Below are 26,810 nucleotides of genomic sequence, written 5' to 3' on the forward strand. Positions count from 1 at the left end.
TGGCTGGCGGAAACGGCTGCTCCCGCCCTAAATCTACCGCCACGGCCCTAAAATCAGCGGATTTAGGCTTTTCCCAAGGAATTCTTTTGCTGGCTCTCCGCGCGGAACCCTAGGCTGACGGCGAAGAGTTGCTTGGTGCTGCTCGGGCCGGCGGGCTCACGCCGTCCCGACGTGGCAGGACGCAGTTGGTTCTGTGTCCCGGCCTCGGGCGCAAGGGGGGTGTTTGGCTGGCAACTCGATGTTGGAAGACAACTGGATAACTTGGTTGGCTGCCCCGGGGGGTGCGGCACAGGGCGGTGCACGATGCGCCGGCCCGATACCGCCACAGCGTACTCACTCAGGAGTTCATATGTCCGCATCCCCAGCCGGTCGACCGCTGAAAGCACTCACACGAGGCGCCATTCGGCTGGTTGCCGCCGCACTGGTTGCAGCGCTCCTGCCGGTCGCTGCGCCGGCGGCGCTCCTGCCGTCCGCCAACGCTGCGGATCCGTGCTCCCCGCTCCTGAACGCCGTGGCGTGTGAGAATTCGAAGCCCGGAAGCCCGCCCTCGGAATGGGACATCACCGGCGCCGGTGATGCCGACATTCAGGGATTCGCGACCGACATCAGCGTCAACGCGGGCCAGCCCATCAGCTTCAAGGTGGACACCACCGCGGCCAACTACACGATCGGCATCTACCGGACCGGCTGGTACCAGGGACTCGGCGCCCGCAAGATTGCCGATGTGACCCCGGCGGCATTGCGGCAAACACAACCCCAATGCCTCTCTGACGTCACCACGGAACTCTACGATTGCGGAACCTGGGCGGTGTCCGCCACCTGGCAGGTCCCCGCGTCCGCCGTCTCCGGCGTGTATGTCGCCCTCCTGACGCGGCCGGACAACGGCAGCCAGAGCCACATCACTTTCATTGTCCGCTCGGATGGCAGCCATTCGGATGTCGTCTTCCAGACCTCCGACACGTCGTGGCAGGCCTACAACGACTACGGCGGCTCGGATTTCTACCAGGGGGCACAGAACGGCCGGGCCTACAAAATCAGCTACAACCGGCCGGTCAACACACGTGGCGCCGTGGACGGCCGCGACTTCTACTTCGGCAGCGAGTACCCGCTGGTCCGCTTCCTGGAAAAGAACGGCTACGACGTAAGTTACATCAGTGGAGTGGACACTGACCGGAACGGCGCCCAGCTGCTCAACCACAAGGTGTTCCTCTCCGTGGGCCACGACGAATACTGGTCCGGTGCCCAGCGGGCGAATGTGGAGGCCGCCCGCGACGCCGGCGTGAATCTGCAGTTCCTCTCGGGCAACGAAGTGTACTGGCGGACGCGGCTGGAGCCTTCCCCGGTCGACGGTGCAGCCGGACGCACCATCACCTCCTACAAGGAGACCTGGGCCGGCGGCAAGATTGACCCCAGCACGCAGTGGACCGGCACGTGGCGCGATCCGAGGTTCGCCGCGCAGGCCAACGGCGGCGGCCTTCCGGAAAACGCACTCACCGGGACGATGTACATGTCCAACTACACGGACCTGCCCGTCACCGTCAGCGCCGCCGAGGGAAAAGCGCGTCTCTGGCGCAACACCACACTGGCAACACTCGCCGCCGGAAGCTCCGCGGAGTTGGCGCCGCACACGGTGGGCTACGAATCCAATGAGGACGTCGACAACGGGTTCAGGCCGGCGGGACTGATCCGGCTGTCCACCACCACGGGGACATCCCCCCAGTATCTGCAGGATTTCGGCAACACCGTGCTGCCCGGAACCACTACGCACCACCTGACCATGTACCGGGCCCCCAGCGGGGCTCTGGTCTTCTCCGCGGGTACGGTCCAGTGGACGTGGGGCCTGGACCAGCAGCATGACGGCGACGGCGCGCCCGCGGATCCGCGGATGCAGCAGGCACAAATCAACCTGCTGGCAGACATGGGCGCCCAGCCCGCCACCCGCGACACGGCCCTTGCCGCCGCGTCGGCCAGCAGCGACACGGCGCCCCCGACCGTGGCGGTCTCCTCCCCTGCCGAGGGTGCCAGCATCCCGCACGGCACGGCCGTCACGGTGTCCGGAACGGCCAGCGACGCCGGCGGCATCGTCGCCGGCGTCGAAGTCTCCACCGACGGGGGAACAAGCTGGCGGCGCGCCGACGGCAAACAAAGCTGGTCCTACACCTATATCCAGAAGGGCCTTGCCACGGCCAGCATCCAGGTGCGCGCCGTGGACGACAGCGCCAACATCGGCACACCGTTAACCCGTCATCTGCTGCTGGCCGGACCGTACTCCGTCTTCGGCCAGCAGGCACCGGACGTGCCTGATGCCCAGGACGGCGGCGCATATGAGCTTGGTATGAATATCACACCCAGCGTGGACGGCTTCATCACCGGAGCGCGCTTCTACAAGAGCGCCGCCAATACCGGAACCCACAACGGTTCGCTCTGGAGTGCTGCGGGCCAGCGGCTTGCGACGGCCGCGTTCACCGCGGAAACGGCGTCCGGCTGGCAGCAAGTACGTTTCAGTCAGCCGGTGCCGGTGACCGCCGGCCAAAAGTATGTCGTCTCGTACACCGCTCCGAGCGGACACTATGCCAGCAAGGACAACCAGTGGGCCAGCTTTGGCCTGACGGCCCCGCCCCTGACCGTGGCCGGCGGATTCGGGAGCCCTCCGGCCGGTGTGTACGCCGCTCCGGGGTCGTTTCCGTCGAACAGTTACAACAACGGCAACTATTTCGTGGATGCCCTGTTTGACACCGTCGACACCTCCGACCTGACGGCCTCCGGGCACTGGCCGCTGGACGGCTCGTCGAGCGTCCCCCAGGCCACAACAGTGGGGGCGGTACTCTCCAAGGCCGTCACGGATTCGAGCGTGCAACTGACGCTCACGGCGAACGGCACGGCCGTGGCCGGCACCACCGGCTACGACTCCACCCTGCGGAAGGTCACTTTCACCCCGGCAGCTGTCCTGGCGCTCGGTACCACCTACACCGCTACGCTCAGCGCCACGGACGCGGGCGGCGGCGCTGTGACCAGCGGTGCAACGTGGTCCTTCACCACTGTGGTCTCTCCGCCGGTTCCGGGAAGCTGCCCTTGCAGCCTTTATGATGACGCTGTCGTCCCGGGGATCCAGGAGGTCAGGGACGGTGTGCCGCTGACCCTCGGGGTCCGCTTCTCCAGCGTTGCTGCAGGGACCGTCACCGGCGTCCGCTTCTACAAGTCAGCGGGCAACACCGGCACACACACCGGGACCCTGTTCACTGTGTCCGGACAGCAGCTCGCCACTGTCACCTTCGCAAACGAGAGTAGCTCCGGCTGGCAAACGGCGAACTTCAACCAGCCCATCGCCCTGACGGCAAATACCGAATACATCATGGCCTACAAGAGCACCACCGGAGCCTACTCGGCCACCGTGAACGGCTTCGGATCCGGACTGAGCGTCGGAAACCTGAGAACGGCGTCCGACGCCGGAGCGTACTCCTACACGAGCGATTTCCCGGGTGCGCGTTCGGGAGCCAGCTACCTCGTTGACGTCGTGGTCCAGTACCCGGAACTGCCCTTCGTGGCCGGCGCGCAGACGCCGCTTCCCGGCTCCTCGAGCATTGCCCTGGATACCGCGGTCTCCGCTGCCCTGTCCAAGCCTGCCGCCGGGTCAAGTGTGGCGCTGACGTTGACAGGTCCCGGCTCTGTCGATGTTCCCGGCACCGCCAGCTACGACTCGGCGACGGGCAAAGTGACCTTCACTCCGGCGGCAGCCCTGGCAGCTGCCACCAGCTACACGGCTACTTTGACGGCAACCTCGACGACGGGCCAGTCACTCAGCGCCGGCGGCACCTGGACCTTCACGACCGTTCCGTCCCCGCGGTCCGACGGGGTCTGCCCGTGCTCGCTGTATCAGGACACCGTGACCCCGGTCGTCCCGGAATTCAATGACGGGGTGCCCCTCACGCTGGGCGTACGCTTCGCCAGCAATGCCCCCGGCAAGATCACGGGCATCCGCTTCTACAAGGCCGCGGGCAACACCGGAACACACACCGGGGCGCTGTACACCGCCGCCGGTGAGCAGTTGGCGACGGCCACCTTCACTGGAGAATCCTCGTCCGGATGGCAGACAGCCACCTTCAGCCAGCCCGTGGACATCGCGGCGAACACGGAATATGTGGCCGCCTACCGCACACCCACCGGCATCTATTCGGCGACACCGGGCGGGTTGGGATCCGCACTCACCAGCGGACCATTGCGTGCGGCCGCCGGCGCAGGTGCTTACACGTACAACGGCGACTTCCCGTCATCTTCCGCGAACGCAAGTTACCTCGTGGACGTGGACTTCGTCGTATCGGTGCAGCCGCTCACCGCGACAGCCCTGGTGCCTGCGGCAGATTCCCTCGGGTTCCCCCTGACATCCAAACCGTCGGTGACGCTGTCAGCGCCCGTCCAGAACGGCTTCACCTTTGAACTGTCAGCCAACGGTGCCGCCGTCAGCGGCGCGTCCGCACTGTCGGCGGACGCCCGGACGATCACGTTCTCGCCGGCACAACCGCTTCCGGCGGCCACGGTGATATCAGCCGGCGTCAGCAACGTCGTCTCAACGCAAGGCGCCGCGCTGGCGCCGCTCAGTTGGCAGTTCACCACATCCAATCCTGCCGGCGCGGAACAGTCCCTGTTCGGATCCCTGCTCCCTGCCGTCCCGGCCGCAACCGGGGACACGTCATCCATTGAGCTGGGCACCGCCTTCTCAGTGTCGGCGTCGGGCAATGCCACCGGCGTCAGGTTCTACAAAGGCGCTGGCAACACGGGAACGCATGTCGGCTCATTGTGGACTGCCGCCGGGCAGCAACTGGCCCAGGTGACATTCACGGGCGAGACAACCTCCGGCTGGCAAACGGCCACGTTTGCTGCTCCGGTCGCGCTCGAGCCCGGACAGAGCTACGTGGTGTCCTACCTGGCTCCCAACGGCAGCTATCCCTCCACAGCGGCGTTCTTCGCGGAACCCTGGATCAACGGCGTCCTGACAGCCGCGGGCCCGAACAACGGCCTGTACCAATACGGGTCCGGCGGCGCCATGCCGACGAACTCCTGGAACGCCACCAACTACTTCGTCGATATCGTCTTCGCACCTGCCGCACCCTGACCCCCATCCGCTGCTCCATAACGGCCCTTTTGAGGCTCTATAAGGGCCGTTATGGAGCAATCGATGGGTGGCGGAAGCTCCTGTCAGCGCACCACCGACGGCGACCAGGCGTGTTCGATGTAGAGGGAGGAACGGGACGCGGGATCCACATTGATCTGCCAGATGTCGCTGTCGCCCGCGGCACCGTCCCGGGCGAGTCCGTAGAGCAGTGTCCGGTCGTCAAGCCATTCGATCTGGTCATCCACGCTGCGCGGCTCGGACAGGACGGTCTCCGTCCCGGCGGCCAGGTCCAGCAGCGCGACCCGCCAGTGCGCGGCCAGCGGGCCGCCGGTGTTCTTTTTGTACGCGATCCGGGTGCCATCGGGAGAGATCGACGGGCACTCCACGCCGTCGTGGACTGCTGTGAGGGTGCGCGCCGAAATGCTCCCCTTCACAAGCCAGATACGGCCGGAGGATGCTGCCGTCGCGTAGAACGTGTCGCTTTGGCCAGGAACGAAGGTCACGCCCCAGACGTTGCGGTCTGCCGCCGTGATGCGGGTGCCGTTAACCAGCAGCGCGAAGTCTTCAAGGCTCCCGGTTCCGCCGCCGCCCTGCGCCGCCGTGATGGATGTCTCCGTCGAGAAGCCCGCACTGCCGTACGAGTGCCCGGTGACAAACACCGTTGTGGCCACGAGGGAGCCGTCCGCACTCATCCGTGTGCGGCTGGGGATGCCCGGGACCGCCCAGCTCCGCCTTTGCTGCCAGTCCGGGTCAAGGAGTACGGCTTCAAAGTTGGTGACCAGGCCGCGGTTGGTCTTCAGGCAGACAATGTCCTGCAGCGTGCCGTACACCCTGTCGCAGGCAACCTCCGTCAATGACCGCTCGCCGGCAGGTTCGGACAGCGGGACGGTGCCGATCATCCCGTAGCCCTGCCCGGACGCCGTGTTGCGGAACAGGACGGCTGCCTTTGTCAGCACGGCGCCGCCGGATGCCACCCGTGCCGACGACGCCGCCGTCATGCTCTCCTGAAAACGCCCGAAGGCAATCGCCGCGTAGGTTCCGGCGGCGGCAATGACCAGCGCAGTCACGAGCAGCAGGATCCCCCACTTCGACTTGCTTCCTGGCGGGGTCAAGCGGCCGTCCTCTGCCGCAGGCCGCCGCGCAGGATGAACCACGACGCCGCGACGGCCGCGGCGAGGCAACCGCCAACCACCATCATCGCGGTGGAGGGACCCAGCGCAAACCAAAGGACACCAAAGCCGGCGGACGCGGCCATCCGGCTGAGTGCGACCACGGTCTGTGCTGCCCCGAGTCCCGTGGCAAGTTTGTCAGGCGGAGTAAGCTGGCTTGCCAACGCAGCCAGCACGCCGTCCGTCGCAGCGTAGAACGCCCCGAGCAGAACCAGGCAGGCCACGGTAGGGCCCAGGCCGCCCAGCGGCGCCGCAGCCAGCAGGTAGCAGGCAAGGAGTGCGACGTGCCCTGCCACAAACACCCGCGCCTTGCCCCAACGGTCCGCGAGGCGGCCCAGCGGAACGGCGAGGACCAGAAAAACCACGTTCGTTCCCACGTAGAGCAGCGGAAACCACTGCACAGCAAACGAGTCCCTGTCCTGCAGCACCAGGTAGATGAAGCCGTCCCCTACCGTGAGCAGGCCCAGAATCCCGGCGGCGACCAGCAGCCGGCCTATGCCCGGTTCACGGAGCAACCGCCACCGGAAACCCCACGCCGGCCTGGTTTTGCTGGCCGGCCCTGAGTCTCGCGGCTCCCCTGTTTTGAGGTTCGGCACCAAGAGCGCGAGCGCTGCGACACCAATTGCGGCGAACGCCAGCGAGACCACAAAGACAATGCCATAGCCGTTGGGCACCAGCATCAGGATGAAGAAGGCCAGCAGCGGCCCGCTGGCCGCACCGATGTTGTCCAGCATCCGGTGCACACCGAAATGCCGCGCCAGGTATTCCGGCTGGGCTGACACCGCGATCAGTGCGTCGCGCGGGGCCGTTCGGATGCCCTTGCCAATCCGGTCCGCCGTCACCACCCCGGTCAGGGCCCAGAATCCGCTGGCGAACAGGAGGCCGATCCGGGCCACCATGGAAAGGCCGTAGCCTGCGAGGGCCACCCCTTTGGGGCGCCCGAGGCGGTCGGACGCATGGCCGGCAGCGATCCGGACAATGGCGCTCGCACCCTGGTTGATTCCATCGAGAATGCCAAACGCAATGGTGGACAGGCCCAGGAATCCGGTGATGTACAGGGGCAGGATTGCGGAGACGGATTCGGACGATACGTCGGTGAGCATGCTGACCACGCCCAGGCAGAGAATCACCGGGGAGAGACGGAAGGGCTTTCCCCGGGGCCCGGCCGGGGTTATGTCCGCCGCGGCCAGGTCGCTCTTGCCGCCGTTGCGGTCAGAGATGGAGATGTACATGGCGCTACCCGCCTGCCGCCACATGCAGGTTTGCCAACAGCATGAACCGGGTGCTCCCCGTTCCCGTCGTTGAGGTCGTGAGAGTCACTGAATCATTGCCCCGGCTGAACCGCATGGACTGTTGTCCGTCCGGCGCCTGAACGGGTTCGGACCAGAACTTCAAGGGCCCCAGGATCTGCTGGAAGTGCCCCACCACTGACGCCTGGCTGGACGCGGCGATGGCGTCCGCGGAAATCTGCAGGGAGCCATCAGCCGAGGACACACCGGTCGAGACAACCACCGTACCCTCGGGAAACGCGATGACGTCCGCGGGGAACCCGTCCACGATTTTGCCTTGGGCTGATGCTGTCGCCGGCAGGGGCAAGCTGATGAGGGGAGCCGGAGGCGGCGGCATGGGCAGCCCGGACGGCGACGGACTCACGGCGGGAAGGACTTCACGCCCCGCCGGTGCCGAGGCCGAGCCATCGGCTGAACCCTCTGCCGGCTTGGCCGCGGCACCACTGGCTTCCGCCGTTGCGGCTCCGCCGGCTTCCGCCGCTGTGGCTGCGTCGGCTGTGCCGGGGTCCGCACCGGATCCGGAGGCTGTCGGACTGCTGCCGGGCACCGGCGCGGAACGCGAATCAGCGGACTGTCCTGCCGTCACCTGGTCGAGCACGACGGCGGTTCCTCCGAGGACCGCCGCTATGCCAACCCCCGCGATGACCAGCCGCTTGGCTATCACCGGCTTTCCCCGGCCCCGGCGAAGGCTTCCATTGCAACCACGGTCCCTGCTCCCCTGACACTCATCGGCACAGTCTTTCAGCGGGATGCACGGTTCGGAAGAGTAGTACTACTTGTCTTTTGCGGCCGGTACCTACCAGCGCCCGTTGCGGGGCCGGGGCTGGCAGACCGGGCACGAGTACGATGAGCGGTTCATGAACTGTTCCCGCTTCATCAGGCTAACCAGGCCGGCCGCGGCGCAGCGCTTGCATTCCAGGCCTTCGCGGCCGTAGGCATTGAGCGAGCGGTCGAAGTAGCCGGAGGCCCCGTTGACGTTGACATAGAGCGAATCGAAGCTGGTCCCGCCGGCGGCGAGGGCATCCGTCATGACCTCGCGGGCGGCTTCCAGTACCCGGAGGGCATCGGCCCGGCGCAGGGTGTCCGTGGGGCGGGCATAGTGCAGCTTCGCCTTCCACAGGGCCTCGTCCGCGTAGATGTTGCCGATTCCGGAAACGAGCCCCTGGTCCAGGAGGGAGCGTTTGAGCCCGGTCTTGCGGGTCCGGAGCCGCCGGTAGAACTCCTCGAAGGAGAAGTGGGGGTCCAGCGGGTCCCGCGCGATGTGGGAGGCTCCCCCGGCGATCAGCGGCAGCGGTGTTTCGGCGAGCCCGCCGGGACCGCCGTCGGGCGTGGGGATCAGCGGGGTGAGGAAGAGCCCACCGAAGATCCGCTGGTCCACGAACCGGAGCTGGTCCGGCATACCGTCCGCGGGGCTGAGCCGCAGCCGAACTTTCAGGTGCTTTTCGTCCGGAACAGTGGAGTCCTGCATCAGCAGTTGCCCGGACATGCCCAGGTGCGCCATGAGTGCCACGGCGGGCATGTCCGCTGCAGCGGGATCCCCCGGGGCCGTATCAGCCAACGGCAGCCAGAGGAACTTTCCGCGCCGGACAACGTCCAGGACGCGGGCACCTTCAAGGTTGCCGGCGAAGTCCTCGGGGCCAAGTGCGTGCCGCCGGACGGAGCGCGGATCCAGCACCTCAACGGCGGTGATGGTCCGGCCCCGCACCCAGTTCACCAGGCCGCGGCGGACAACTTCGACCTCGGGCAGTTCAGGCACAGGGCGTGCCTAGGCGCCGGTCTGGGACTGCAGCTGCTGCGCGTCGGGTTCCGGCGATGCGGCGGGTGCCGTGTCGGGTACGGCGGCCGTGTCCGGCGCAGCAGCCGCCGACGGCGCCGAGAGCCTGCGCCAGGCGTCAGCGGCCGCTTCCTGCTCGGCTTCTTTTTTGGAGTTGCCCGAGCCGGAGCCGTAGTCGTTGCCGCCGATCCGCAGGATGGCCTCGAACGTCCGGGCGTGGTCCGGCCCGGAGCCCTCCACGGCATAGTTGATCGTCCCGAGCTGGCGGCTGGCTGCCAGCTCCTGGATGCTGGTCTTCCAGTCGGTGCCGGCGCCGAGCGCGGCCGCGTCCTTGAGCAGGGGCCCGATCAGGCGCATGACCAGCTGGCGTGCGGTCTCGATGTCATTGGAGATATAGGTGGCGCCGATGAGCGCCTCCATGGTGTCCGCGAGGATGGACGCCTTGTTTTTGCCCTCGGTGAGCTTTTCGCCCTGGCCGAGGTAGATGTACTCACCAAGTCCGATGCTGCGGCCGATGCCCGCGAGTGCCCGGGTGCTGACGACGGCGGAGCGGCGCTTGGCCAGGTCCCCTTCGGGCAGCGTGGGGTTGTCACGGTACAGCGCGTCGGTGACCGAGAACCCCAGGATGGAGTCGCCCAGGAACTCGAGACGTTCATTGGTGGGTATGCCGCCGTTTTCGTAGGCGTAGGAACGGTGTGTGAGCGCAAGACGAAGCGTCCCGGCGTCAATAGTGACACCGAGACGCTTCAGAAGCTCTTCAGTTGAAGACATCTTAGTCAGCCAGTTGGCGGATTAGACGTCTGCGACCTTGCGGCCCTTGTATTCAAGGAACAGCGCGGTGCCAGCCGAGTCAGTAACGACCTTTGCCTGGTGCGGCAGGCTGTACGTAACCTGGCCGTTCTCGACAGTCTTCACCAGGTGGGGGGCAGTTGCCTTCCACTGGGAGCGGCGGGCGCGGGTATTCGAGCGAGACATTTTCCGCTTCGGGACAGCCACGGCTAACTCATTTCTCTCTAGTCCAACACTTACAAATCAGTTTTGCCGGTCAGGCTTAGCCAAGTCAGCTAGGGCAGCCCAGCGAGGATCTACCACCTCGTGGTGATGCCCCGGCTCGTCTTCCAGGCGAACTCCACATTCGGAGCAAAGGCCCTGGCAGTCTTCCCGGCACACCGGCTGGAACGGCAGCATGGTTACAACTGCGTCCCGCAACACCGGCTCAAGATCGATCAGATCGTGCTCGACTCGACGTTGCTCTTCTTCGTCTTCCTCATCCGAGAACACAGCGTCCTCGTAGAAGAAAAGTTCTTGCACATCGACCTCTTGGTCATACGCAAGGGGATCCAGGCATCGGCCGCACTCGCCAGTAACTTCGACGTGCGCGGTTCCTGATACCAGAATTCCTTCGTGTACGGCCTCGAGCCGCAGATCCAGCTCGACATCCGAGCCTTCCTGCACGCCGATGAGCGCCACACCAAGATCACCTGGTGCGGGTACATGTTCCGTCAGCGTCCGCATGCTTCCCGGACTGCGTCCGAGGTCCTTGACGTCAAACACCAAGGGCGAACTAGCATCTCGTTTAATGAGAACTCCTGTTGAACATATGACCGACGTACTATCTTAGCCTGATCTTCCGGACGGACTCAAACCGGGGGCATGCCTGCGGTTCACACCGCACGCCGCCTCGGATTCGGGCCGCGCAACCGGCAGCAGGCCGCCGAGTACCGATCAAGCTTACCCTCTGTGCGGCTGGTCCTGGTCCGCCTCGCCCGCGTGCAGCCGTTTCAGCACCGAGCGGGGCACGAACTCGGACACGTTGCCGCCCAGGGTGAACACTTCCTTGATCAGCGTCGAGGACAAGTGGAGGTAGTGGCTCTCCGCGGGCAGGAAGACAGTCTCGACGCCGGTGAGCTGGCGGTTCATCGTTGCCATCGGCAGTTCATAGTCAAAGTCGGAGGAGGAACGCAGGCCCTTGACGATGGCGGACACGCCGCGCCGGCGGCAGTACTCGGCGAGGAGTCCTTCCCCCACCGGCTCCACCACGATCCCGCGCAGGGACGCCAGGGTTTCTCTGGCCATGTCGATGCGCTCGTCGAGGGTGAAGCGGTATTTCTTGGCGTAGTTCGTGGAGACGCCGACGATGACCTCGTCGAAGAGGCCTGCGGCCCTGGCGATGACTTCCAGGTGGCCATTGTGGATGGGGTCAAAGGAGCCAGGGCATACGGCGCGTCTCATCCTTCGAACCTACCGTACTGCTGCCGCAGGCCGGGATAACATGGCTGAATGTCAGCATCGAGCATTCCTTTCACCGTGTCCGGGGGCGTGGTTCTCGTGACGGGGGCCGCCATGGGCATGGGACGCCTGTACGCCCTGCGAGCGGCCCGGGAGGGGGCCGGCGTCGTGATTCTCTGGGACGTCGACGCCGACGGCCTGGCGAAGACCGCCGCCGAAGTGACCTTGCTCGGCGCGCGCGCCGTGGTCCGCCAGGTGGACCTTTCCGACCGCGCGGCGATTGCCGACGCCGCGGAGGCGTGCCGGGAGGAAGGGCCGCTGACGCTCCTGGTCAACAATGCAGGAATCGTCCGGGGCGCACTCTTCTGGGACCACCACCCGGAGCGGGACATCGCCCTGACCATGGACATCAACGCGCTGGCGCCCATGTACGTCACCCACGCATTCCTGCCGGGCATGATGGACGACGCCGGGCGGCCGCGCCGGATCCTGAACATCGCTTCCGCCGCCGGTACCGTCTCCAACCCGAGGATGAGCGTGTACGCCGCGTCCAAATGGGCTGTGATCGGGTGGAGCGATTCGCTCCGGCTGGAACTCGAACAGCACGGCTACAGCCACCTCGCCGTGACGACGTTCTGCCCCAGCTACATCTCCACGGGGATGTTCGACGGCGCACGCGGCCCGCTGCTGACGCCGCTGATGACCCCGGATGACGCCGTGGACCGGGCCTGGCGGGCCACCACCGCCGGACGGCCGCAACTGATCGCCCCCGCGACCGCGCAGCTGGGCAAGGTCCTGCGCGGCATCCTGCCGGTGCGGGCCTGGGACTTCGTGGGCGGGAAGGTCTTCGGGATCTACTCCACGATGGACAAGTTCACCGGGCGCGGCGAGAAAGCGGGCTCAAAGTGAGCTCCCAGTTGCCGTGGCAGCGGACCGCGACCGGAGCCAACCTGCTCTCCCCAGACGGCACCCTCGGCGTCACGATCTTCGAGGAAATGACCACACTCGCGCTCCAGACCGGAGCCATCAATCTGGGCCAGGGCTTCCCGGACGAGGACGGCCCGGTGGAGATCAAGGCGGCCGCACAGGCCGCCATCGCCGCCGGCGCCAACCAGTACGCCCCCGGGAAGGGCATCCTGGAGCTGCGGGAGGCGATTTCCCTCCACCAGGAACGCTTTTACGGCCTGGAACCGGACCCGCAGACAGAAATCATCGTCACCACCGGCGCCACCGAGGCCATCGCTGCCGCACTGCTCGCGCTCGTGGGCCCGGGCGATGAGGTCCTCACGTTCGAGCCGTTCTATGACTCCTACGGCGCGATCATCGGCCTCTCGGGCGCCCGGCACGTCACCGCCCCGCTGCTGGCACCGGACTTCATGCCGGACCTGGACGCCCTCGAGGCGGCGTTCAGCAGCCGCACCAAGGTGGTGCTGGTCAACAATCCGCACAACCCCACCGGCGCGGTGTTCCCCCGCGAGGTGCTCGAACGCGTCGTCGAGCTCGCCACCAGGCACAACGCCGTCATCATCACCGATGAGGTGTACGAGCACCTGACCTTCGGTGCCCGGCACATCCCGGTGGCCACCCTGCCGGGTGCCGCGGAACGCACCCTGACCATCTCCTCCGCCGGGAAGACCTTCTCTTTTACCGGCTGGAAGATCGGCTGGCTGAGCGGTCCGGAGCACCTGGTCGCCGCCGCCCGCACGGTGAAGCAGTTCCTGAGCTACAGCTCCGGCACCCCGTTCCAGAGCGCCATCGCGGCCGGGCTGGGCCTGCCGGATGAGTTCTATGCCGGGATCGCCGATACCCTCCAGCTCAAACGCGACATCCTCAGCGAGGGCCTGCGGGCGGCAGGACTGGACGTCTTCACGCCGCAGGGAACGTACTTCGTCAATGTGGATACCGCCCCTCTGGGCATCACCGATGCTGTGGACCTGGCCCGCCGGCTGCCCGCGCTCGTTGGTGTCGCGGCGATTCCGGTGCCGGTTTTTTGCCATCCGGAAGGCGCCGAACGCACCCGGAGCCTGCTGCGCTTTGCCTTCTGCAAGAGGATTGATGTCCTGCAGGAGGCCGCGGAACGGCTCGCGACCCTCCGCGACAGGCTCTGATGGCGGACTCCCCCGCGGCCTCCCGCTTCCTGCGCACCACCGGCCAGCACGCCACGATCGAGCCCGACGCCTTCACCGAGGGCGGGTTTGTGCTGAGCATCGGCGGGGCCGAGCAGTCGCACGTCAACCTGGCCGAGCCGGATGACATCTTCTACGAGTACCTGCGCCGGATCGGCCATGTGGTGGACCTCGCGGCACCGTGGGGCGAACCCATCACGGCCCTGCATCTCGGGGCCGGGGCGCTGACGCTGGCGCGCTACATCCAGGCCACCCGGCCCGGCTCCGTGCAGTACGCGGTCGAGCTGGAACGGGAACTGCTGGACTTCGTGCTGCAGCAACTCCCCCTGCCGGGCGGCACGGACCTGCAGATGATCATCGGCGACGCGCGGGACGCCCTGGCCGGGCTCCCCGCGGAACTGCGTTTCGACGTCGTGATCCTGGACATTTTCTCCGGACCGGAGGCGCCGGAGCACATCGCGTGCACCGGGTTCTACCTTGAGGCGGCCGCGAAACTGACCCCGCGCGGCGTCCTGATCATCAACGTCGGCGACGAGCCGGGGCTCACGCTGGTCCGGAGCCAGGTGGCCGCGCTGCGCCGGGCGATGACCGATGTGGCCGCGTTCGCCGAGGCGGGCATGTTCAGCGGCCGCTATCCCGGCAACATCATCCTGGCCGGGACGCAGGGGCCGTGGCCCGAGGTCTGGACGGCGGCGCTCACCGCCCGCGGGCCGCACCCCGCGAAGGTGCTGTCCGGCGTCGCGCTGGACGCGGTGTCGGACTAGCTGTCGCGCTCCGCTTCTACCTCGGGTTCTGCCTCTGTCGCGTCCGCCGGGCCCTCGTCCACGCCGGGTTCGGCGAACCAGAGCTTCGTCTCCCCGTACTTCCGGTCGGCGAACCGCTCCATCCCGTCCGGCCAGGACGGTTCGGGGCTCCGGGACGAGCGCTCGACCACGACGACGGCGCCCTCGGCCAGGTGCGGGAGCAGCTTGGCCAGCACCCCGGCCAGCGCCGGTTCATCCAGGGGGTAGGGCGGATCAAGGAAGATCAGGTCCCAGCGGGCGCTTTCCTGGGTCCGTTCGAGGAATGATTCGACCTTGGAGCGGTGCACGGAGACCACCTTGCGCCCCGCGACGGTGTTGACCAGGTCCGCGTTGCGCTGGCAGACCCCGCTGGCCTTGCCGTCGAATTCCACCAGGTCCACGGCCTGCGCCCCGCGGCTGGCGCTTTCCACGCCGAGCGAACCGGAGCCCGCGTAGAGATCCAGCACGCGGGCGTCAGCTATCACCTCGAAGGCGTCCAGCCGGGAGAACAGCGCTTCCTTGACCCGGTCCGTGGTGGGGCGGGTCAGGGATCCGGGGACGCTGACCAGGGTGGTTCCGCCCGCGGCACCGGCAATGATGCGGCTCATGGCCGTACCGCCAGGGATGGGTGGATGTTCTTAGCCGCGTTCAAGGAACGCCTCCTTTTCCGGATTAAGGTATTCATCGATCGCCGCCGCGAGGCCTGGGTGGGCGCCCAGTGACGGGTCGCCGCCGACAATCCGCCAGGCATCCTGGCGTGCCCGGGCGATCACGTCCTCATGTTCCAGGACCCGCAACAGCTTCAGCGTGGACCTGCCGCCGGACTGGGAGGCACCCAGGATGTCGCCTTCGCGCCGCAGCTTGAGGTCCTCCTGGGAGAGTTCGAAGCCGTCGGTCGTCGCCGCGACGGCATCGAGCCGGCGGCGGCTCGGGTGGCCGGGTTCCAGTGTGGTCACCAGCAGGCAGGTTCCCGGCAGCCCGCCGCGGCCCACCCGGCCGCGGAGCTGGTGGAGCTGCGAGATACCAAAGCGGTCCGCGTCCAGGATCACCATGAGGGTGGCGTTATGGACGTCCACGCCCACCTCGATGACCGTCGTGGAGACCAGGAGCTTGGTCTGGTTGGCGGTGAACGAGGCCATGGTCCCGGACTTCAGGGCCGGGTCCTGCCGCCCGTGCAGCGGCGCCACGGCCACCCCCGCCAGAGCGGGTTCGTCCCGGAGCTGTTCGACGACGCCGGTCACGGACGCGAGTTCGCGCGCGCCGTTGTCCCCGTCGAGGTCAGCGGCGGACGGTTCGGCCTCGCCGGGACTGAAGTCGCCGTCGTCGTCCGAGCCAATCTTGGGACAGACGATGTAGACCTGGTGGCCGGCGTCGATCTCTTCCCGGGAGCGGGTCCAGATGCGCGGGGCCCACGCCGGGTGCTCCGCGAGTCCGACGACGTGGGTGGTGATCGGCGCACGACCGGCCGGAAGCTCGTCGAGAACGGAGGTTTCGAGGTCACCGAACACGGTCATGGCCACGGTCCTGGGGATCGGGGTGGCGGTCATGACCAGCAGGTGCGGCGGTTTGCGGGCCTTGGACCGGAGGACGTCGCGCTGTTCGACGCCGAAACGGTGCTGCTCGTCGACGACGATCAGGCCCAGGTCATAAAAGGACACGTTGTCGCTGAGCAGGGCGTGGGTGCCGATGACGATCCCGGCGGTTCCGGAGGCGGCGTCCAGCATGGCCTGTTTCCGGGCGGCGGTGGGCATGGAGCCGGTCAGGAGCGTGACCTGGACGGCGTCCGCGCCCAGGCCGCCCAGCATGCCGTCCCGGGACAGCGGCCCGAGCGTGCGGCGGATCGAGTCGAAGTGCTGGGCGGCGAGGACCTCCGTGGGGGCCAGCAGGGCGGCCTGTCCCCCGGCGTCAACCACCTGCAGCATGGCGCGCAGTGCCACGATCGTCTTGCCGGAGCCGACTTCGCCCTGCAGCAGCCGGTTCATGGGCGAGTCCTGGGCGAGTTCCGCGGCCAGGGTCTTGCCGACGGCGGCCTGGCCGGCGGTCAGGGTGAACGGCAGCTGCCGGTCAAAGGCTGTCAGCAGCCCTTCCTGGACGGGCCGGCGGGCGGTGGCCTCTTCCGCGGCGAGCTGGGCCCGGCGCCGGGCCAGGGCGGACTGGAGCACGAGGGCTTCCTGGTAGCGGAACCGGTCGCGGGCGCGCTGGAAGTCCGCGGTGGTTTCCGGGGCGTGGATGAGCCGGTAGGCGTCCGCGACCGGCAGGAACTTCTCCCGGGCGGCGATCTCCGCCGGCAGCGGGTCGGGCAGGATGTCCAGGTCCGCGGTGTCCAGCAGCGTGGAGATGACTTTCTGGATGGACCAGCTGGTCAGCTTGGCGGTGGCCGGATACACCGGGATGGGCATGGCGGCGAGCTTTTCCGGATCCATGCCGGGGGTGTCCGGGTCCTCGTCCAGCAGCAGGAAGTCGGGGTTGGTCAGCCCCAGGGCGCCTCCGTAGCGGGTGACCTTGCCAGAGAACATGGCGCGGCGGCCCGGCAGCAGTTCGGCCTTGGCCCGGAAACCGTTGAAGAAGCTCACCTTCAGCGTGCCGCCGCCCATCCCCGTGCCCGGGGACGCGGCGTCGTCGGTAATCACGACGTCGGTCAGCGAACCGCGGCGGGCACGCATGGACCGGGTGCTGTTGGAGAGCACCCGGGCGATCAGGGTGACGTCCTCGTCGAGCGGAACCTCGCTGATGGGGGTGAGCTCACCCCGGTCCAGGTAGCGGCGGGGAAAGTAATTCAGCAACCCGCCGACGGTCGTGATGCCGAGGTGCTTTTCGATCACTGCCGCGGAACGCTTGCCGATCCGGCGCTCCAGGCCCAGCCCCAGTTCAGCGTTGCCCGGTCCGGCGTCGCGCGGTTCAGCGTTGCCCAGCTCAGCGTTCATATCCGTCGGAGACCTGTCCTGCGGGTTCACGGTCACATATCCCGCGGGGTTCGGCGTCCGGCACGGCAAGTTCAGTGATGCTGATGTCCGAAGGTTCACCGAGGGAACGGATCAGCGCCACGGCCGGCTTGGCGTCCGGCACATGGACGTGGACCCGCCAGCGGTACGCGCCGGCGGCGTCGACCGCTCCGCCCACCTGGCTCATGATGACGGAGTCACCCATTTCGTCGAGCCGCTGGCGCATCATGGCGGCGTCGAGCGGTGACAGGGTGATGGTGCACATGACTTCCACGCCCTCGTCCCGGGGCATGCCGGCGTGGATGTGCGGGTCCTGGACGTCGTAGCCGTGCAGTCCGTCCAGCAGCTGGTCCTGGAGTTCCTCGCCGAGGACGGCGGAGCGGAGGCAGTCGAGGATCAGCAGCATCCCGACGCCGCCGGCATCCACCACATGGGCTGCGTGCAGCGCCTCCAACTGGTCCTCGGTGCGCACCACGGCAACGACGGCGGCTTCCACGGCGGCGTCGAGGGCCAGGCCCAGCGTGTGGTTGCTGTCGTCGCCGTCGTGCGCGGAATCCACAGCGGCCGCGGCGCGGGCGGCCGCTTCCATGACGGAAAGCATGGTTCCGGGAACCGGGTCGCTCAGCGCGGACCAGGCCCGGAGCTGGGCGCGGTTCAGGGCGGCGGCCAGCAGCGGAGCGCTCAGCCGGTGGTGGCCGCCGAGGGGTTCGGCTGCGGCGCAGAGGAACACGGCGAACAGGGTGCCGGAGTTGCCGCGCGCCTGTTCCATGGCGGCCAGGCCGGCCCGTGCCAGGATGGCGCCGACGTCGTTCTGGGCCGGGTCCGGCGGACCGAAGGAATGGACCCCGGGGTCCGCGCCGATCTGGGGTATCGCCGCAGTGTCCAGGCTGTGAAGTGCCTGGGCGGCGGCACGCACCGTCAGGTAGAGATTGGTGCCGGTGTCACCGTCGGCGACCGGGAAGATGTTGATGGCGTTCAGGCGGTCGCTGTGGTTTCCAAGCGTCGTTTCGGCCTTGCCCAACCACCGCTTCATCGCTTGCGCGTTGGCGGCAATTTTAGTCTGCAAAGTGATCCCATCCCACAGTGTCAGCGGGCCTTCCCGCTATGGTTACGCCCGTGCGGTCCGTTGATGCAGGGGCTTCTACCGAGCCTATCGCAGCGAACCCGTGAGGCAGCTGAACGCCCGGCGGGAATGTGGCCAGCAGTCCGTGGTCCTCCCCGCCGCCCAGGACCCAGTCCATCGGATCTGCGCCGAGCAGTTCGGCGGCAGGCAGGAGCGGACCTGCCAGTTCCTTCAGGGCCGCTGCGTCCATGTTCAGGACGGCGTGGCTGGCGGACGCCATCCGGTTGCCGTCGCGGACCAGGCCATCAGAAATGTCCATCAGGGCCGTGGCACCGGAGTCCCGGGCCAGCGGGCCCGCCGCGAGCGGGGGCAGGGGCCGGCACTGCGTGTCCAGGAGGGCGCGCTGCTCCAGGCTGAGGTCCTCGACGGGGGTAGCCGATTCCAGCAGCGCCAGACCCGCCGCCGCCCGACCCACTGTGCCGGCCAGCGCCAGGGTGTCCCCCGGGCGGGCGCCGGAGCGCAGCACGGCCGCCTTGCCGTCGAGGGTGCCCAGGATCGCGACGCTGACCGCGAGTTCACGTCCCCGGCCGAGGTCTCCACCGGCCACGGCACAGTCCGGCGCGCCCAGTTCCCGGATGCCGGCACTGATTCCGTCGGCAAAGTCCTCGACCCAGGCGACACGGGTTTCCGGGGGCATGGTCAGGCTGACGACGAGGGAGGTGGCGCGGGCGCCCATGGCGTTGATGTCGCTGAGGTTTTGCGCGGCGGCCTTCCAGCCGACGTCGTAGCCGGTGGTCCGGTAGCCGTTGTTCCACTCCAGGCGGAAGTCCTGGTCCGCCACCTGGGTGTCGATGCTGAGGACTGTCCGGCCGTCCGGCGCGGCCACAATCGCGGCGTCGTCGCCGGGGCCCAGGATCAGGGACGGGTTGTGTTCCTGGCCGTAGTGCAGGCGCGGGAAGATACGCTCCAGGAGCTGGGATTCGGAGAGCTCCGCCACGGTCAGGGGCGCTGTGGGCGGGGTCGTACTTGGGACAGTCTCGTGTTCTTGCACAGCCCTACGCTATCGCGAGGCGGTGACAGCGGCGGGCTTTGTGCGGCAGTCGCAGGCCGTCCGGTCGTCCTTCCGCACCGGGATAGGCTTAAACCATGCATCAGCTCCGTTTCCCGGCCCTCGCACGTCCGCTCCGTATCCTGGCCACGGCGGCAGCCGCAGGGATCCTGCTGAGCGCCTGCTCCCCGGTGGTCGACGTCGCTCCCGCCAAGGACGCGGCGAACGCCGCGTGTGCCCCCATGATGGTGGCGCTGCCGGATGCGATCGGGGAGGCCAAGCTGCGCAAGACCAACAGCCAGGCCACCGCGGCGTGGGGCGATCCGTCGCTCGTGATCCTGCGCTGCGGGGTCAACGTGCCGGGTCCGACGACGGACCGCTGCGTCAGCGTGAACGGCGTCGACTGGGTCATCAAGGAAGGCGACCCGGTGTGGACGCTGACCACCTTCGGCCGCGAACCCGCCACGGAGATCCTGATGGACCCGGACAAGATCAGCTCCGCCACGGTGCTCGCGGACCTCGCCGCCGCCGCCGCGAAGGTGCCGGCGGCCCGGAACTGCGTGGGCCAGGCGGACCTGCAGAACCTGCCGCCCAGCCAGTAACCGCTAGCGCAGGCCGGTCTTGCGGTGCAGCGCCAGGTAGATCAGCTCGTCGATCAGCTCCGCGTAGCCCAGACCGGTGGCCTTCCACATCTGCGGGTACATGCTCTTGGGCGTGAACCCGGGCATGGTGTTGATCTCGTTGATGATCAGCTCGCCCTCGGGCGTGTAGAAGAAATCGACCCGGCTCAGTCCCTCGGCCCCCACGGCGTCGAACGCGACGGCGGCCAGCTCGCGGACCCGGGCGATGGCTTCATCCGGGAGGTCGGCAGGGCAGCTGAGGTCCGCGGCGTCGTCCACGTATTTGGCGTTGAAGTCATAGAACTCATGCCCGCCGCCGGCCACGGCAATCTCCCCCGGCATGGACGTCCGGGGAGCATCGGTCCCCCGGCCTTCCAGCACGGCGCACTCGATCTCGCGGCCCACAATGCCCGCCTCGATGACAAGCTTCGGATCATGTTCACGGGCGGCCTCGATCGCGGCGTCCAGGCCTTCGAGTGAGTCCACCTTGGAGATGCCCATGGAGGAACCCGCCCGTGCGGGCTTGACGAAGACCGGGAACCCGAGCTGGTCCACGCGCTTGCGGACAGTCTCCGGGTCATTGCGCCACTGCCGGTCCGTGACGGCGATGTACGGACCCACATGCAGCCCGGCGGATTCAAACACCACCTTCATGAAGTGCTTGTCCATGCCCACGGCGGACGCCAGCACCCCCGCGCCCACGTAGCGGGTGTCGGAGAGCTCCAGGAAGCCCTGGATGGTGCCGTCCTCGCCGAACGGTCCATGCAGCAACGGGAACACGACATCCACGGCACCGAGTTCCTGCGGCACCTGGTTCGGTGAGGCGACAATCAGCTGGTGTTCGCCGCCGATTTCGGTCAGCGCCACGGTCCGGGCCGAGGACGCCACCTCCGGCAGGGATGACGCCGAGAGTGACCAGTCATGCGTGTCCCCGGAGGCCAGCACCCACTGTCCAGTCTTGGCGATCCCGATCGGGATGACCTCGTACTTCGTCTCGTCAATGGCCCCAAGGACGCCGGCCGCCGTCACGCAGCTCACCGCGTGTTCGCTGGAACGGCCACCGAACAGCACCGCCACCCGGGGACGACGCTGGGCGCTCAGGCCCTCTGTGCTCACGTTTTCTTCAGACACGCTCAGTAATCGCCTTCAGGTTTCAGGTCCCGGGACAGCAGCAGCGGCCCCAGTTCGTCAACGGACAGTTTTCCGGCCAGCACGGCTACCACCGCCGCGGTGATGGGCATCTCGACGCCGAGCTTGCCCGCCAGCTCGTGAACGGCCTGGGCGGATTTGATCCCCTCGGCCGTCTGCGTCATTTCGGCCGTGACCTCGTCCAGGGTCAGGCCCTTGCCCAGCAGCCGTCCCGCCGTGTGGTTCCGGGACAGCGGCGAGGAACAGGTGGCCACGAGGTCGCCGAGGCCGGCCAGCCCGGCCATCGTCCGGGCCTCGCCGCCCAGGGCGAGTGACAGCCGGGAAGTCTCCGCCAGTCCGCGGGTGATCACCGAGGCCTTGGTGTTGTCGCCCATCTGCTTGCCCTCGCAGATGCCGACGGCCAGGGCAATGATGTTCTTGACGATCCCGCCGATTTCGACGCCGACGACGTCGCCCGTCGTGTACGGCCGGAAGTACGGCGCGGTACAGCTCCGCGCGACCCAGCCCGCCGCAACGGAATCGGCGCAGGCGACCACGGACGCGGTGGGCTCCTCCCGCGCGATCTCCATCGCCAGATTGGGGCCGGAGACGACGGCGACCCGCTCGGCAGGAATCCCCAGCTCTTCGCAGATGACCTCGCTCATCCGGGCGTCGGAGTGCAGCTCGAGTCCCTTCATCAGGGAGACCACCAGCGCACCGGGAGCCAGCAGGCCCTTCCATTCGCGCAGCTGCGGCCGCAGGGTCTGGGCCGGAACGGCCAGGACCACCAGCTCGGCGCCGGCGAGGACCTCGGCGACGTCCGTGGACGCGGTGATGCTGGGTGGAAGGGCAATGTCCTTGAGGTAATGCTCGTTCCGGTGCTTCAGGTTAATCTGCTCGACGACTTCTCCGCGGCGGCCCCACAGCCGGATCTCGCGTTCGACGCCGGAGGCCGTGGCGGCGTCAGCGAGGATCTTCGCGAAGGTGGTCCCCCAGGATCCGGCCCCGAGGACGGCCACCCGGGTGGCGGACGCCGTTGCGCCGGAGTCCCCCGTCACTTGGCGCCGTCCGCGCCAGTGGCAGTCCCGGCGTCGCCCTCAACAAAGCGGCCGTGCGTGGACTGGTTGTGGGCCGACGGGTCCCACCGGACCAGCGGCGGCTGTCCACCGCGAAGAGTGGCGAGGAGTTCGGTGATGGCCTCCATGATCACGTTGGTGGCCTCGGTAAGGGTGGCCTTGTCCAGCGGCCGGCCGGCGAAGGCGCTGAGGTCCACGGGATCTCCGACCACCAGGCGCGAGGTCTTCCGCGGGAAGATGTGGAACCGCTTGGCGTAGCGGGGAAGGACCTCGTGGGCTCCCCAGTGCGCCATCGGCACCACGGGGATTCCGCTCTCAAGCGCCATGCGCGCGGCGCCGGTGTGGCCCTTCATCGGCCACAGCTCGGGGTCCCGGGTCAATGTGCCCTCGGGGTAGACGATGATGGCGCCTCCTTCGTCCACCACTTCCTTGGCGATCTGCAGCGAGCGGTTGGCTCCCGCCGACGAGCGTTCCACCGGGACCTGTTTGGTGGCGCGCAGCACGAATCCCAGCACGGGCACTTTGAACAGTCCGGCTTTGGCCAGGAAGTGCGGCATCCGCTGCTGGTTGTAGAGCATGTGCCCCACCACCAGGGGATCGATTTCGGTGCAATGGTTGGGGGCTGCAATGAAGCCGCCGGCGGGCAGCTTCTCCAGGCCGATCCATTTCTTCCGCATCAGAAGGTTCATGACCGGCCGGACAATCCCGGCTACAACGACAAAGGTGATGTGGCTCTTGGCCGTTTCCTTCATGTCGCCCCCGCTACTCGGTCGAGGTGATGTCGAAATCGGCGCCCAGGCCCGCAAGCTTCTCCGTGAAACGCTCGTAGCCGCGGTTGATGATGTCGATGCCGGTGACACGCGAGGTGCCGTTCGCGGCCAGTGCCGCGATCAGGTGGCTGAATCCGCCGCGGAGGTCCGGCACGTCAATGTCGGTGCCGGTCAGCTGGGTTGGACCCGAGATGACGGCTGAATGCAGGAAGTTGCGCTGGCCGAAACGGCACGGGACGCTGCCGAGGCATTCGCGGTGGACCTGGATGTTGGCGCCCATCCGGATCAGGGCTTCCGTGAAGCCGAAGCGGTTCTCGTACACGGTTTCGTGGACGATCGACACGCCCTCGGCCTGGGTCAGGGCGACGATGAGCGGCTGCTGCCAGTCGGTCATGAAACCGGGGTGCACGTCCGTCTCGAGGACCAGTGGGTTGAGCTTGCCGCCCTTGTGGTAGAACCGGATGCCATCATCGCCAATGTCCATCCCGCCGCCGACCTTGCGGTAGGTGTTGAGGAACGTCATCATGTCGCGCTGGGTGGCGCCTTCGACGAAGATGTCCCCGCGTGTGACGAGTGCCGCGGAGGCCCAGGAGGCCGATTCGTTGCGGTCCGAGAGGGCGCGGTGGTTGTAGCCGCCGAGGTCCGGGACGCCCTCGATCCTGATGGTGCGGTCCGTCTGGACGCTGATGATGGCGCCCATTTTCTGCAGCACCGCGATGAGGTCGACGATTTCGGGCTCGGTGGCTGCGCCGGAGAGCTCGGTGATGCCTTCGGCCCGCGTGGCGCTCAGCAGCACCTGTTCGGTGGCGCCGACGGACGGGTAGGGCAGGGAGATCTTCGCGCCCTTGAGCCCGCCGGGCGCGGAGATGTGGATGCCGCCGGGACGCTTTTCGACGACCGCGCCGAACTGCCGCAGCACGTTCAGGTGGTAGTCGATGGGGCGGTCGCCGATCTTGCAGCCGCCCAGGTCCGGGATGAAGGCCTCGCCGATCGCGTGGATCAAGGGCCCGCACAGCAGGATCGGGATGCGGGAATCGCCGGCGTGGGCGTCGATCGCCGTGTGGGAGGCCGTCTTGGCGTTGGTCGGGTCGAGGGTCAGGTCCCCGGTGATGGGGTCTTTCTCTACCGTGACGCCGTGGAGTTGGAGCAGGCTGGTGACAACCTCGACGTCCTTGATTTCGGGGACGTTGCGCAGCACGGATGGCTCATTGCCCAGCAGGGCAGCCACCATGGCTTTGGGGACAAGATTCTTGGCCCCCCGCACGGTGACGCGGCCAGTAAGCGGGACGCCTCCGCGGATTGTCAGAACACTACTCATATACCGGTTTCCTCACGACTACTCGCCCCAAATCCTTACAAAGGCACCAGCTAAGCATAGGAGCTTGCGTTACCGATCTGAAATACGGGGTGCGCCACGCCGTGGTGGCGGCCGCGGTCACCACTGTCGAAAACGACGAGGGAGACGCCGCGTCAGGACAGCTTGGCCGGCAGCGTCTTGGGCATAAACGCGGGCCGGGTGGCCTCGAAAGCGGTGATGTCTTCCTCATGCTTGAGGGTCAGCCCGATGTCGTCCAGGCCCTCGAGCAGGCGCCAGCGGGTGTAGTCATCGATTTCGAACGGCGCGACGATGTTGCCGCACTGCACGGTCTTGGAGACGAGGTCCACGGTGACCGCGGTGCCGGGGGCGTTTTCGAGTTCCTTCCAGATGAGTTCGATGTCGTCCTGGGCCAGTTCGGCGGCCAGGAGGCCCTGCTTGCCGGAGTTGCCGCGGAAGATGTCCGCGAAGCGTGAGGACAGCACGGTCTTGAAGCCGTAGTCCTTGAGCGCCCAGACGGCGTGCTCGCGGGAGGAGCCGGTGCCGAAGTCGGGGCCGGCCACCAGCACGGAGCCGGCGTTGAAGGGTTCCTGGTTGAGGATGAACGCCGGGTCCTTGCGCCAGGCGGCGAAGAGCGCGTCCTCGAAGCCGGTGCGTGTGATGCGCTTGAGGTAGACGGCCGGGATGATCTGGTCCGTGTCGACGTTGCTTTGGCGCAGCGGGACGCCGATGCCGGTGTGGGTGGTGAACTTTTCCATGGCGGATCCTTCTAGGCTGTGTGGATCTGAGCAGGGTGGATCTGTGCGGGCGGGCTAGGCGGCGTCGGTACGGACCGCTGCGGACCCGGGGGCGGGGTCCAGGTCCGACGGCGAGCTCAGGGTGCCGCGCACCGCCGTCGCCGCTGCCACCACCGGGGAGACCAGGTGGGTGCGCCCGCCCTTGCCCTGGCGGCCCTCGAAGTTCCGGTTCGAGGTGGACGCGCAGCGCTCCCCCGGTTCCAGCTGGTCCGGGTTCATGCCCAGGCACATGGAGCAGCCGGCGAAGCGCCATTCGGCCCCGAAGTCCTTGAAGACCTTGTCCAGGCCCTCGGCTTCGGCCTCGAGGCGGACGCGGGCGGAGCCGGGCACCACGAGCATCCGGATGTTGGGGTCCTTGGTGCGGCCCCGGATGATGTCCGCTGCCGCGCGGAGGTCCTCCATCCGGGAGTTGGTGCAGGAACCGAGGAAGACCGTGTCCACCCGGATGTCCTTCATCGGGGTGCCGGCTTCCAGCCCCATGTACTGCAGCGCGCGTTCCGCCGCGGCCTTGGCGTTCTCGTCGCCGAAGTCCTCGGGCGAGGGCACCTTGGCGGAGAGGGACACACCCTGGCCGGGGTTGGTCCCCCAGGTCACGAAGGGTTCCAGGGTGTCGGCGTCGAGGTCCACCTCGACGTCGAACGTGGCGTCGTCGTCGGAACGCAGGGTGTTCCAGTACTCGACGGCGGCGTCCCACTCGGCGCCCTGCGGCGCGTGCGGACGGCCGAACATGTAGTCGTACGTGGTCTGGTCCGGGGCGACGAGTCCTGCCCGGGCGCCTGCCTCGATGGACATGTTGCAGATGGTCATCCGGGCTTCCATGGACAGCGCCCGTATTGCGGAGCCGCGGTATTCAAGCACGTACCCCTGGCCTCCGCCGGTGCCGATTTTGGCGATGACGGCCAGGATGATGTCCTTGGCGGAAACGCCGGGGCGCAGGGTGCCCTCAACGTTGATGGCCATGGTTTTGAAAGGCTTCAGCGACAGCGTCTGGGTGGCCATGACGTGCTCCACCTCGGAGGTGCCGATGCCCATCGCGAGGGCGCCGAAGGCCCCGTGGGTGGAGGTGTGCGAGTCGCCGCAGACCACGGTCATGCCGGGCTGGGTGAGGCCCAGCTGCGGGCCGACGACGTGGACGATGCCCTGCTCGGCGTCGCCAAGGGAGTGCAGCCGGACACCGAATTCCTGGCAGTTGTTGCGCAGGGTCTGGATCTGCGTGCGGCTGGTGAGATCGGCGATTGGCTTGTCGATGTCCAGCGTGGGAGTGTTGTGGTCCTCGGTGGCGATGGTGAGGTCGGGCCGGCGCAGCGGGCGCCCGGCCAGCCGGAGGCCCTCAAAGGCCTGCGGCGAGGTCACCTCATGCACCAGGTGGAGGTCGATGAAGAGAAGGTCGGGCTGGGCGTTGGCTCCTTCGCCGTCGCCTTTGCGCACCACGTGCGCGTCCCAGACTTTCTCGGCCAGTGTCTTTGCCACGGCCTTCTCCCTTCACTGCGGTGATTCGTACTTGCCGGCTTGTTGTCTCCACTGAATCAGGACTCCCGCGTAATGCGCCAGCAGATTGACTTGCATCTCAGA

The 26,810-nt window shown here is 67.5% G+C and carries 23 protein-coding genes; 5 read left to right on the top strand and 18 right to left on the bottom strand.

Annotation, left to right across the window (positions count from 1 at the left end):
• The first annotated feature begins 349 nt into the window (after positions 1-349).
• Positions 350-5,110, top strand: coding sequence for a DUF4082 domain-containing protein (locus ACZY0Y_RS07915; RefSeq protein WP_463957328.1), 4,761 nt, complete (start codon positions 350-352; stop codon positions 5,108-5,110).
• Between the two features lie 83 nt (positions 5,111-5,193).
• Here the strand turns inward: ACZY0Y_RS07915 and ACZY0Y_RS07920 are convergent, their stop codons facing one another.
• The 8 genes from ACZY0Y_RS07920 to coaD all read right to left on the bottom strand — a co-directional run bounded on the left by ACZY0Y_RS07920 (position 5,194) and on the right by coaD (position 11,574).
• Positions 5,194-6,222, bottom strand: a complete 1,029-nt coding sequence (locus tag ACZY0Y_RS07920) for a TolB family protein (RefSeq protein ID WP_463957329.1) — start codon at positions 6,220-6,222, stop codon at positions 5,194-5,196.
• The gene (locus ACZY0Y_RS07925) at positions 6,219-7,511 is read right to left on the bottom strand and encodes an MFS transporter (RefSeq protein ID WP_463957330.1); all 1,293 of its coding nucleotides are present in this window, start codon (positions 7,509-7,511) and stop codon (positions 6,219-6,221) included. The genes ACZY0Y_RS07920 and ACZY0Y_RS07925 overlap by 4 nt, the downstream gene beginning before the upstream one ends.
• A gap of 4 nt (positions 7,512-7,515) precedes the next feature.
• The gene (locus ACZY0Y_RS07930; RefSeq protein WP_463957331.1) at positions 7,516-8,232 is read right to left on the bottom strand and encodes a hypothetical protein; all 717 of its coding nucleotides are present in this window, start codon (positions 8,230-8,232) and stop codon (positions 7,516-7,518) included.
• Positions 8,233-8,364: 132 nt separating this feature from the next.
• The gene (mutM, locus tag ACZY0Y_RS07935; protein WP_463957332.1) at positions 8,365-9,324 is read right to left on the bottom strand and encodes a bifunctional DNA-formamidopyrimidine glycosylase/DNA-(apurinic or apyrimidinic site) lyase; all 960 of its coding nucleotides are present in this window, start codon (positions 9,322-9,324) and stop codon (positions 8,365-8,367) included.
• 9 nt (positions 9,325-9,333) lie between these two features.
• Positions 9,334-10,113 carry a ribonuclease III gene (gene rnc, locus ACZY0Y_RS07940; RefSeq protein ID WP_463957333.1) on the bottom strand — a complete coding sequence of 260 codons (780 nt, stop codon included), beginning with the start codon at positions 10,111-10,113 and terminating at the stop codon, positions 9,334-9,336.
• 21 nt (positions 10,114-10,134) lie between these two features.
• On the bottom strand, positions 10,135-10,338 hold the full coding sequence (gene rpmF, locus ACZY0Y_RS07945; RefSeq protein WP_009356569.1) for a 50S ribosomal protein L32: 204 nt from the start codon (positions 10,336-10,338) through the stop codon (positions 10,135-10,137).
• 36 nt (positions 10,339-10,374) lie between these two features.
• Entirely contained in the window at positions 10,375-10,899 is a 525-nt protein-coding gene (locus ACZY0Y_RS07950; protein WP_084507086.1) for a YceD family protein, read from the bottom strand.
• Positions 10,900-11,073: 174 nt separating this feature from the next.
• A complete protein-coding gene (gene coaD / locus ACZY0Y_RS07955) occupies positions 11,074-11,574 on the bottom strand; it encodes a pantetheine-phosphate adenylyltransferase (RefSeq protein WP_160665041.1) in 501 nt (166 codons plus the stop codon).
• Positions 11,575-11,622: 48 nt separating this feature from the next.
• On the opposite strand from coaD, the gene ACZY0Y_RS07960 reads away from it, so the two are divergent.
• From ACZY0Y_RS07960 to ACZY0Y_RS07970, 3 genes are read left to right on the top strand one after another with little or no spacing between them, the layout of a single operon-like run.
• Entirely contained in the window at positions 11,623-12,480 is an 858-nt protein-coding gene (locus ACZY0Y_RS07960; RefSeq protein WP_463957334.1) for an SDR family NAD(P)-dependent oxidoreductase, read from the top strand.
• Positions 12,477-13,679, top strand: coding sequence for an aminotransferase class I/II-fold pyridoxal phosphate-dependent enzyme (locus ACZY0Y_RS07965; RefSeq protein WP_463883454.1), 1,203 nt, complete (start codon positions 12,477-12,479; stop codon positions 13,677-13,679). The genes ACZY0Y_RS07960 and ACZY0Y_RS07965 overlap by 4 nt, the downstream gene beginning before the upstream one ends.
• Positions 13,679-14,461, top strand: a complete 783-nt coding sequence (locus ACZY0Y_RS07970) for a spermidine synthase (protein ID WP_463883456.1) — start codon at positions 13,679-13,681, stop codon at positions 14,459-14,461. Before ACZY0Y_RS07965 ends, ACZY0Y_RS07970 begins: the two co-directional genes overlap by 1 nt.
• Here the strand turns inward: ACZY0Y_RS07970 and rsmD are convergent.
• The 4 genes from rsmD to thiL are packed head-to-tail and all read right to left on the bottom strand — an operon-like array spanning position 14,458 to position 19,535.
• A complete protein-coding gene (gene rsmD / locus ACZY0Y_RS07975) occupies positions 14,458-15,087 on the bottom strand; it encodes a 16S rRNA (guanine(966)-N(2))-methyltransferase RsmD (RefSeq protein ID WP_463883458.1) in 630 nt (209 codons plus the stop codon). The genes ACZY0Y_RS07970 and rsmD overlap by 4 nt on opposite strands.
• A gap of 30 nt (positions 15,088-15,117) precedes the next feature.
• Positions 15,118-17,403 carry an ATP-dependent DNA helicase RecG gene (locus tag ACZY0Y_RS07980; protein WP_463957335.1) on the bottom strand — a complete coding sequence of 762 codons (2,286 nt, stop codon included), beginning with the start codon at positions 17,401-17,403 and terminating at the stop codon, positions 15,118-15,120.
• Positions 17,393-18,454 (bottom strand): DAK2 domain-containing protein, encoded by a 1,062-nt coding sequence (locus ACZY0Y_RS07985; RefSeq protein ID WP_463957355.1) that lies wholly within the window; start codon positions 18,452-18,454, stop codon positions 17,393-17,395. Before ACZY0Y_RS07985 ends, ACZY0Y_RS07980 begins: the two co-directional genes overlap by 11 nt.
• Positions 18,455-18,476: 22 nt before the next feature.
• A complete protein-coding gene (gene thiL, locus ACZY0Y_RS07990) occupies positions 18,477-19,535 on the bottom strand; it encodes a thiamine-phosphate kinase (RefSeq protein WP_463957336.1) in 1,059 nt (352 codons plus the stop codon).
• Between the two features lie 95 nt (positions 19,536-19,630).
• On the opposite strand from thiL, the gene ACZY0Y_RS07995 reads away from it, so the two are divergent.
• Complete coding sequence (locus tag ACZY0Y_RS07995; RefSeq protein ID WP_463883463.1) at positions 19,631-20,134, top strand: DUF3515 family protein; 504 nt, start codon at positions 19,631-19,633, stop codon at positions 20,132-20,134.
• A 3-nt stretch (positions 20,135-20,137) separates the two neighbouring features.
• Here the strand turns inward: ACZY0Y_RS07995 and ACZY0Y_RS08000 are convergent, their stop codons facing one another.
• From ACZY0Y_RS08000 to leuC, 6 genes are all read right to left on the bottom strand, one after another.
• Complete coding sequence (locus ACZY0Y_RS08000) at positions 20,138-21,283, bottom strand: D-alanine--D-alanine ligase family protein (protein WP_463883465.1); 1,146 nt, start codon at positions 21,281-21,283, stop codon at positions 20,138-20,140.
• A 2-nt stretch (positions 21,284-21,285) separates the two neighbouring features.
• Positions 21,286-22,338: an NAD(P)H-dependent glycerol-3-phosphate dehydrogenase gene (locus ACZY0Y_RS08005; protein ID WP_463957337.1), complete on the bottom strand. Its 1,053-nt coding sequence runs from the start codon at positions 22,336-22,338 to the stop codon at positions 21,286-21,288.
• A complete protein-coding gene (locus ACZY0Y_RS08010) occupies positions 22,335-23,108 on the bottom strand; it encodes a lysophospholipid acyltransferase family protein (protein WP_463957338.1) in 774 nt (257 codons plus the stop codon). The genes ACZY0Y_RS08005 and ACZY0Y_RS08010 overlap by 4 nt, the downstream gene beginning before the upstream one ends.
• A gap of 10 nt (positions 23,109-23,118) precedes the next feature.
• On the bottom strand, positions 23,119-24,444 hold the full coding sequence (murA, locus tag ACZY0Y_RS08015; protein WP_024367320.1) for a UDP-N-acetylglucosamine 1-carboxyvinyltransferase: 1,326 nt from the start codon (positions 24,442-24,444) through the stop codon (positions 23,119-23,121).
• Between the two features lie 152 nt (positions 24,445-24,596).
• Positions 24,597-25,199, bottom strand: coding sequence for a 3-isopropylmalate dehydratase small subunit (gene leuD, locus ACZY0Y_RS08020; RefSeq protein WP_024367317.1), 603 nt, complete (start codon positions 25,197-25,199; stop codon positions 24,597-24,599).
• A gap of 54 nt (positions 25,200-25,253) precedes the next feature.
• Positions 25,254-26,708 (bottom strand): 3-isopropylmalate dehydratase large subunit, encoded by a 1,455-nt coding sequence (gene leuC, locus ACZY0Y_RS08025; RefSeq protein ID WP_463957339.1) that lies wholly within the window; start codon positions 26,706-26,708, stop codon positions 25,254-25,256.
• Positions 26,709-26,810: the final 102 nt, after the last annotated feature.

The sequence above is a fragment of the Pseudarthrobacter kochi genome (assembly GCF_055412805.1).

Bases quoted from the DNA above. Each gene is read 5' to 3' on its own strand.
- ACZY0Y_RS07915 (WP_463957328.1), top strand. From the start codon at position 350: ATGTCCGCATCCCCAGCCGGTCGACCGCTGAAAGCACTCACACGAGGC.
- ACZY0Y_RS07925 (WP_463957330.1), bottom strand. From the start codon at position 7,511: ATGTACATCTCCATCTCTGACCGCAACGGCGGCAAGAGCGACCTGGCC.
- rnc (WP_463957333.1), bottom strand. From the start codon at position 10,113: ATGTCTTCAACTGAAGAGCTTCTGAAGCGTCTCGGTGTCACTATTGAC.
- coaD (WP_160665041.1), bottom strand. From the start codon at position 11,574: ATGAGACGCGCCGTATGCCCTGGCTCCTTTGACCCCATCCACAATGGC.
- ACZY0Y_RS07960 (WP_463957334.1), top strand. From the start codon at position 11,623: ATGTCAGCATCGAGCATTCCTTTCACCGTGTCCGGGGGCGTGGTTCTC.
- ACZY0Y_RS07970 (WP_463883456.1), top strand. From the start codon at position 13,679: ATGGCGGACTCCCCCGCGGCCTCCCGCTTCCTGCGCACCACCGGCCAG.
- rsmD (WP_463883458.1), bottom strand. From the start codon at position 15,087: ATGAGCCGCATCATTGCCGGTGCCGCGGGCGGAACCACCCTGGTCAGC.
- ACZY0Y_RS07980 (WP_463957335.1), bottom strand. From the start codon at position 17,403: ATGAACGCTGAGCTGGGCAACGCTGAACCGCGCGACGCCGGACCGGGC.
- ACZY0Y_RS07985 (WP_463957355.1), bottom strand. From the start codon at position 18,454: ATGAAGCGGTGGTTGGGCAAGGCCGAAACGACGCTTGGAAACCACAGC.
- ACZY0Y_RS07995 (WP_463883463.1), top strand. From the start codon at position 19,631: ATGCATCAGCTCCGTTTCCCGGCCCTCGCACGTCCGCTCCGTATCCTG.
- ACZY0Y_RS08010 (WP_463957338.1), bottom strand. From the start codon at position 23,108: ATGAAGGAAACGGCCAAGAGCCACATCACCTTTGTCGTTGTAGCCGGG.
- murA (WP_024367320.1), bottom strand. From the start codon at position 24,444: ATGAGTAGTGTTCTGACAATCCGCGGAGGCGTCCCGCTTACTGGCCGC.
- leuD (WP_024367317.1), bottom strand. From the start codon at position 25,199: ATGGAAAAGTTCACCACCCACACCGGCATCGGCGTCCCGCTGCGCCAA.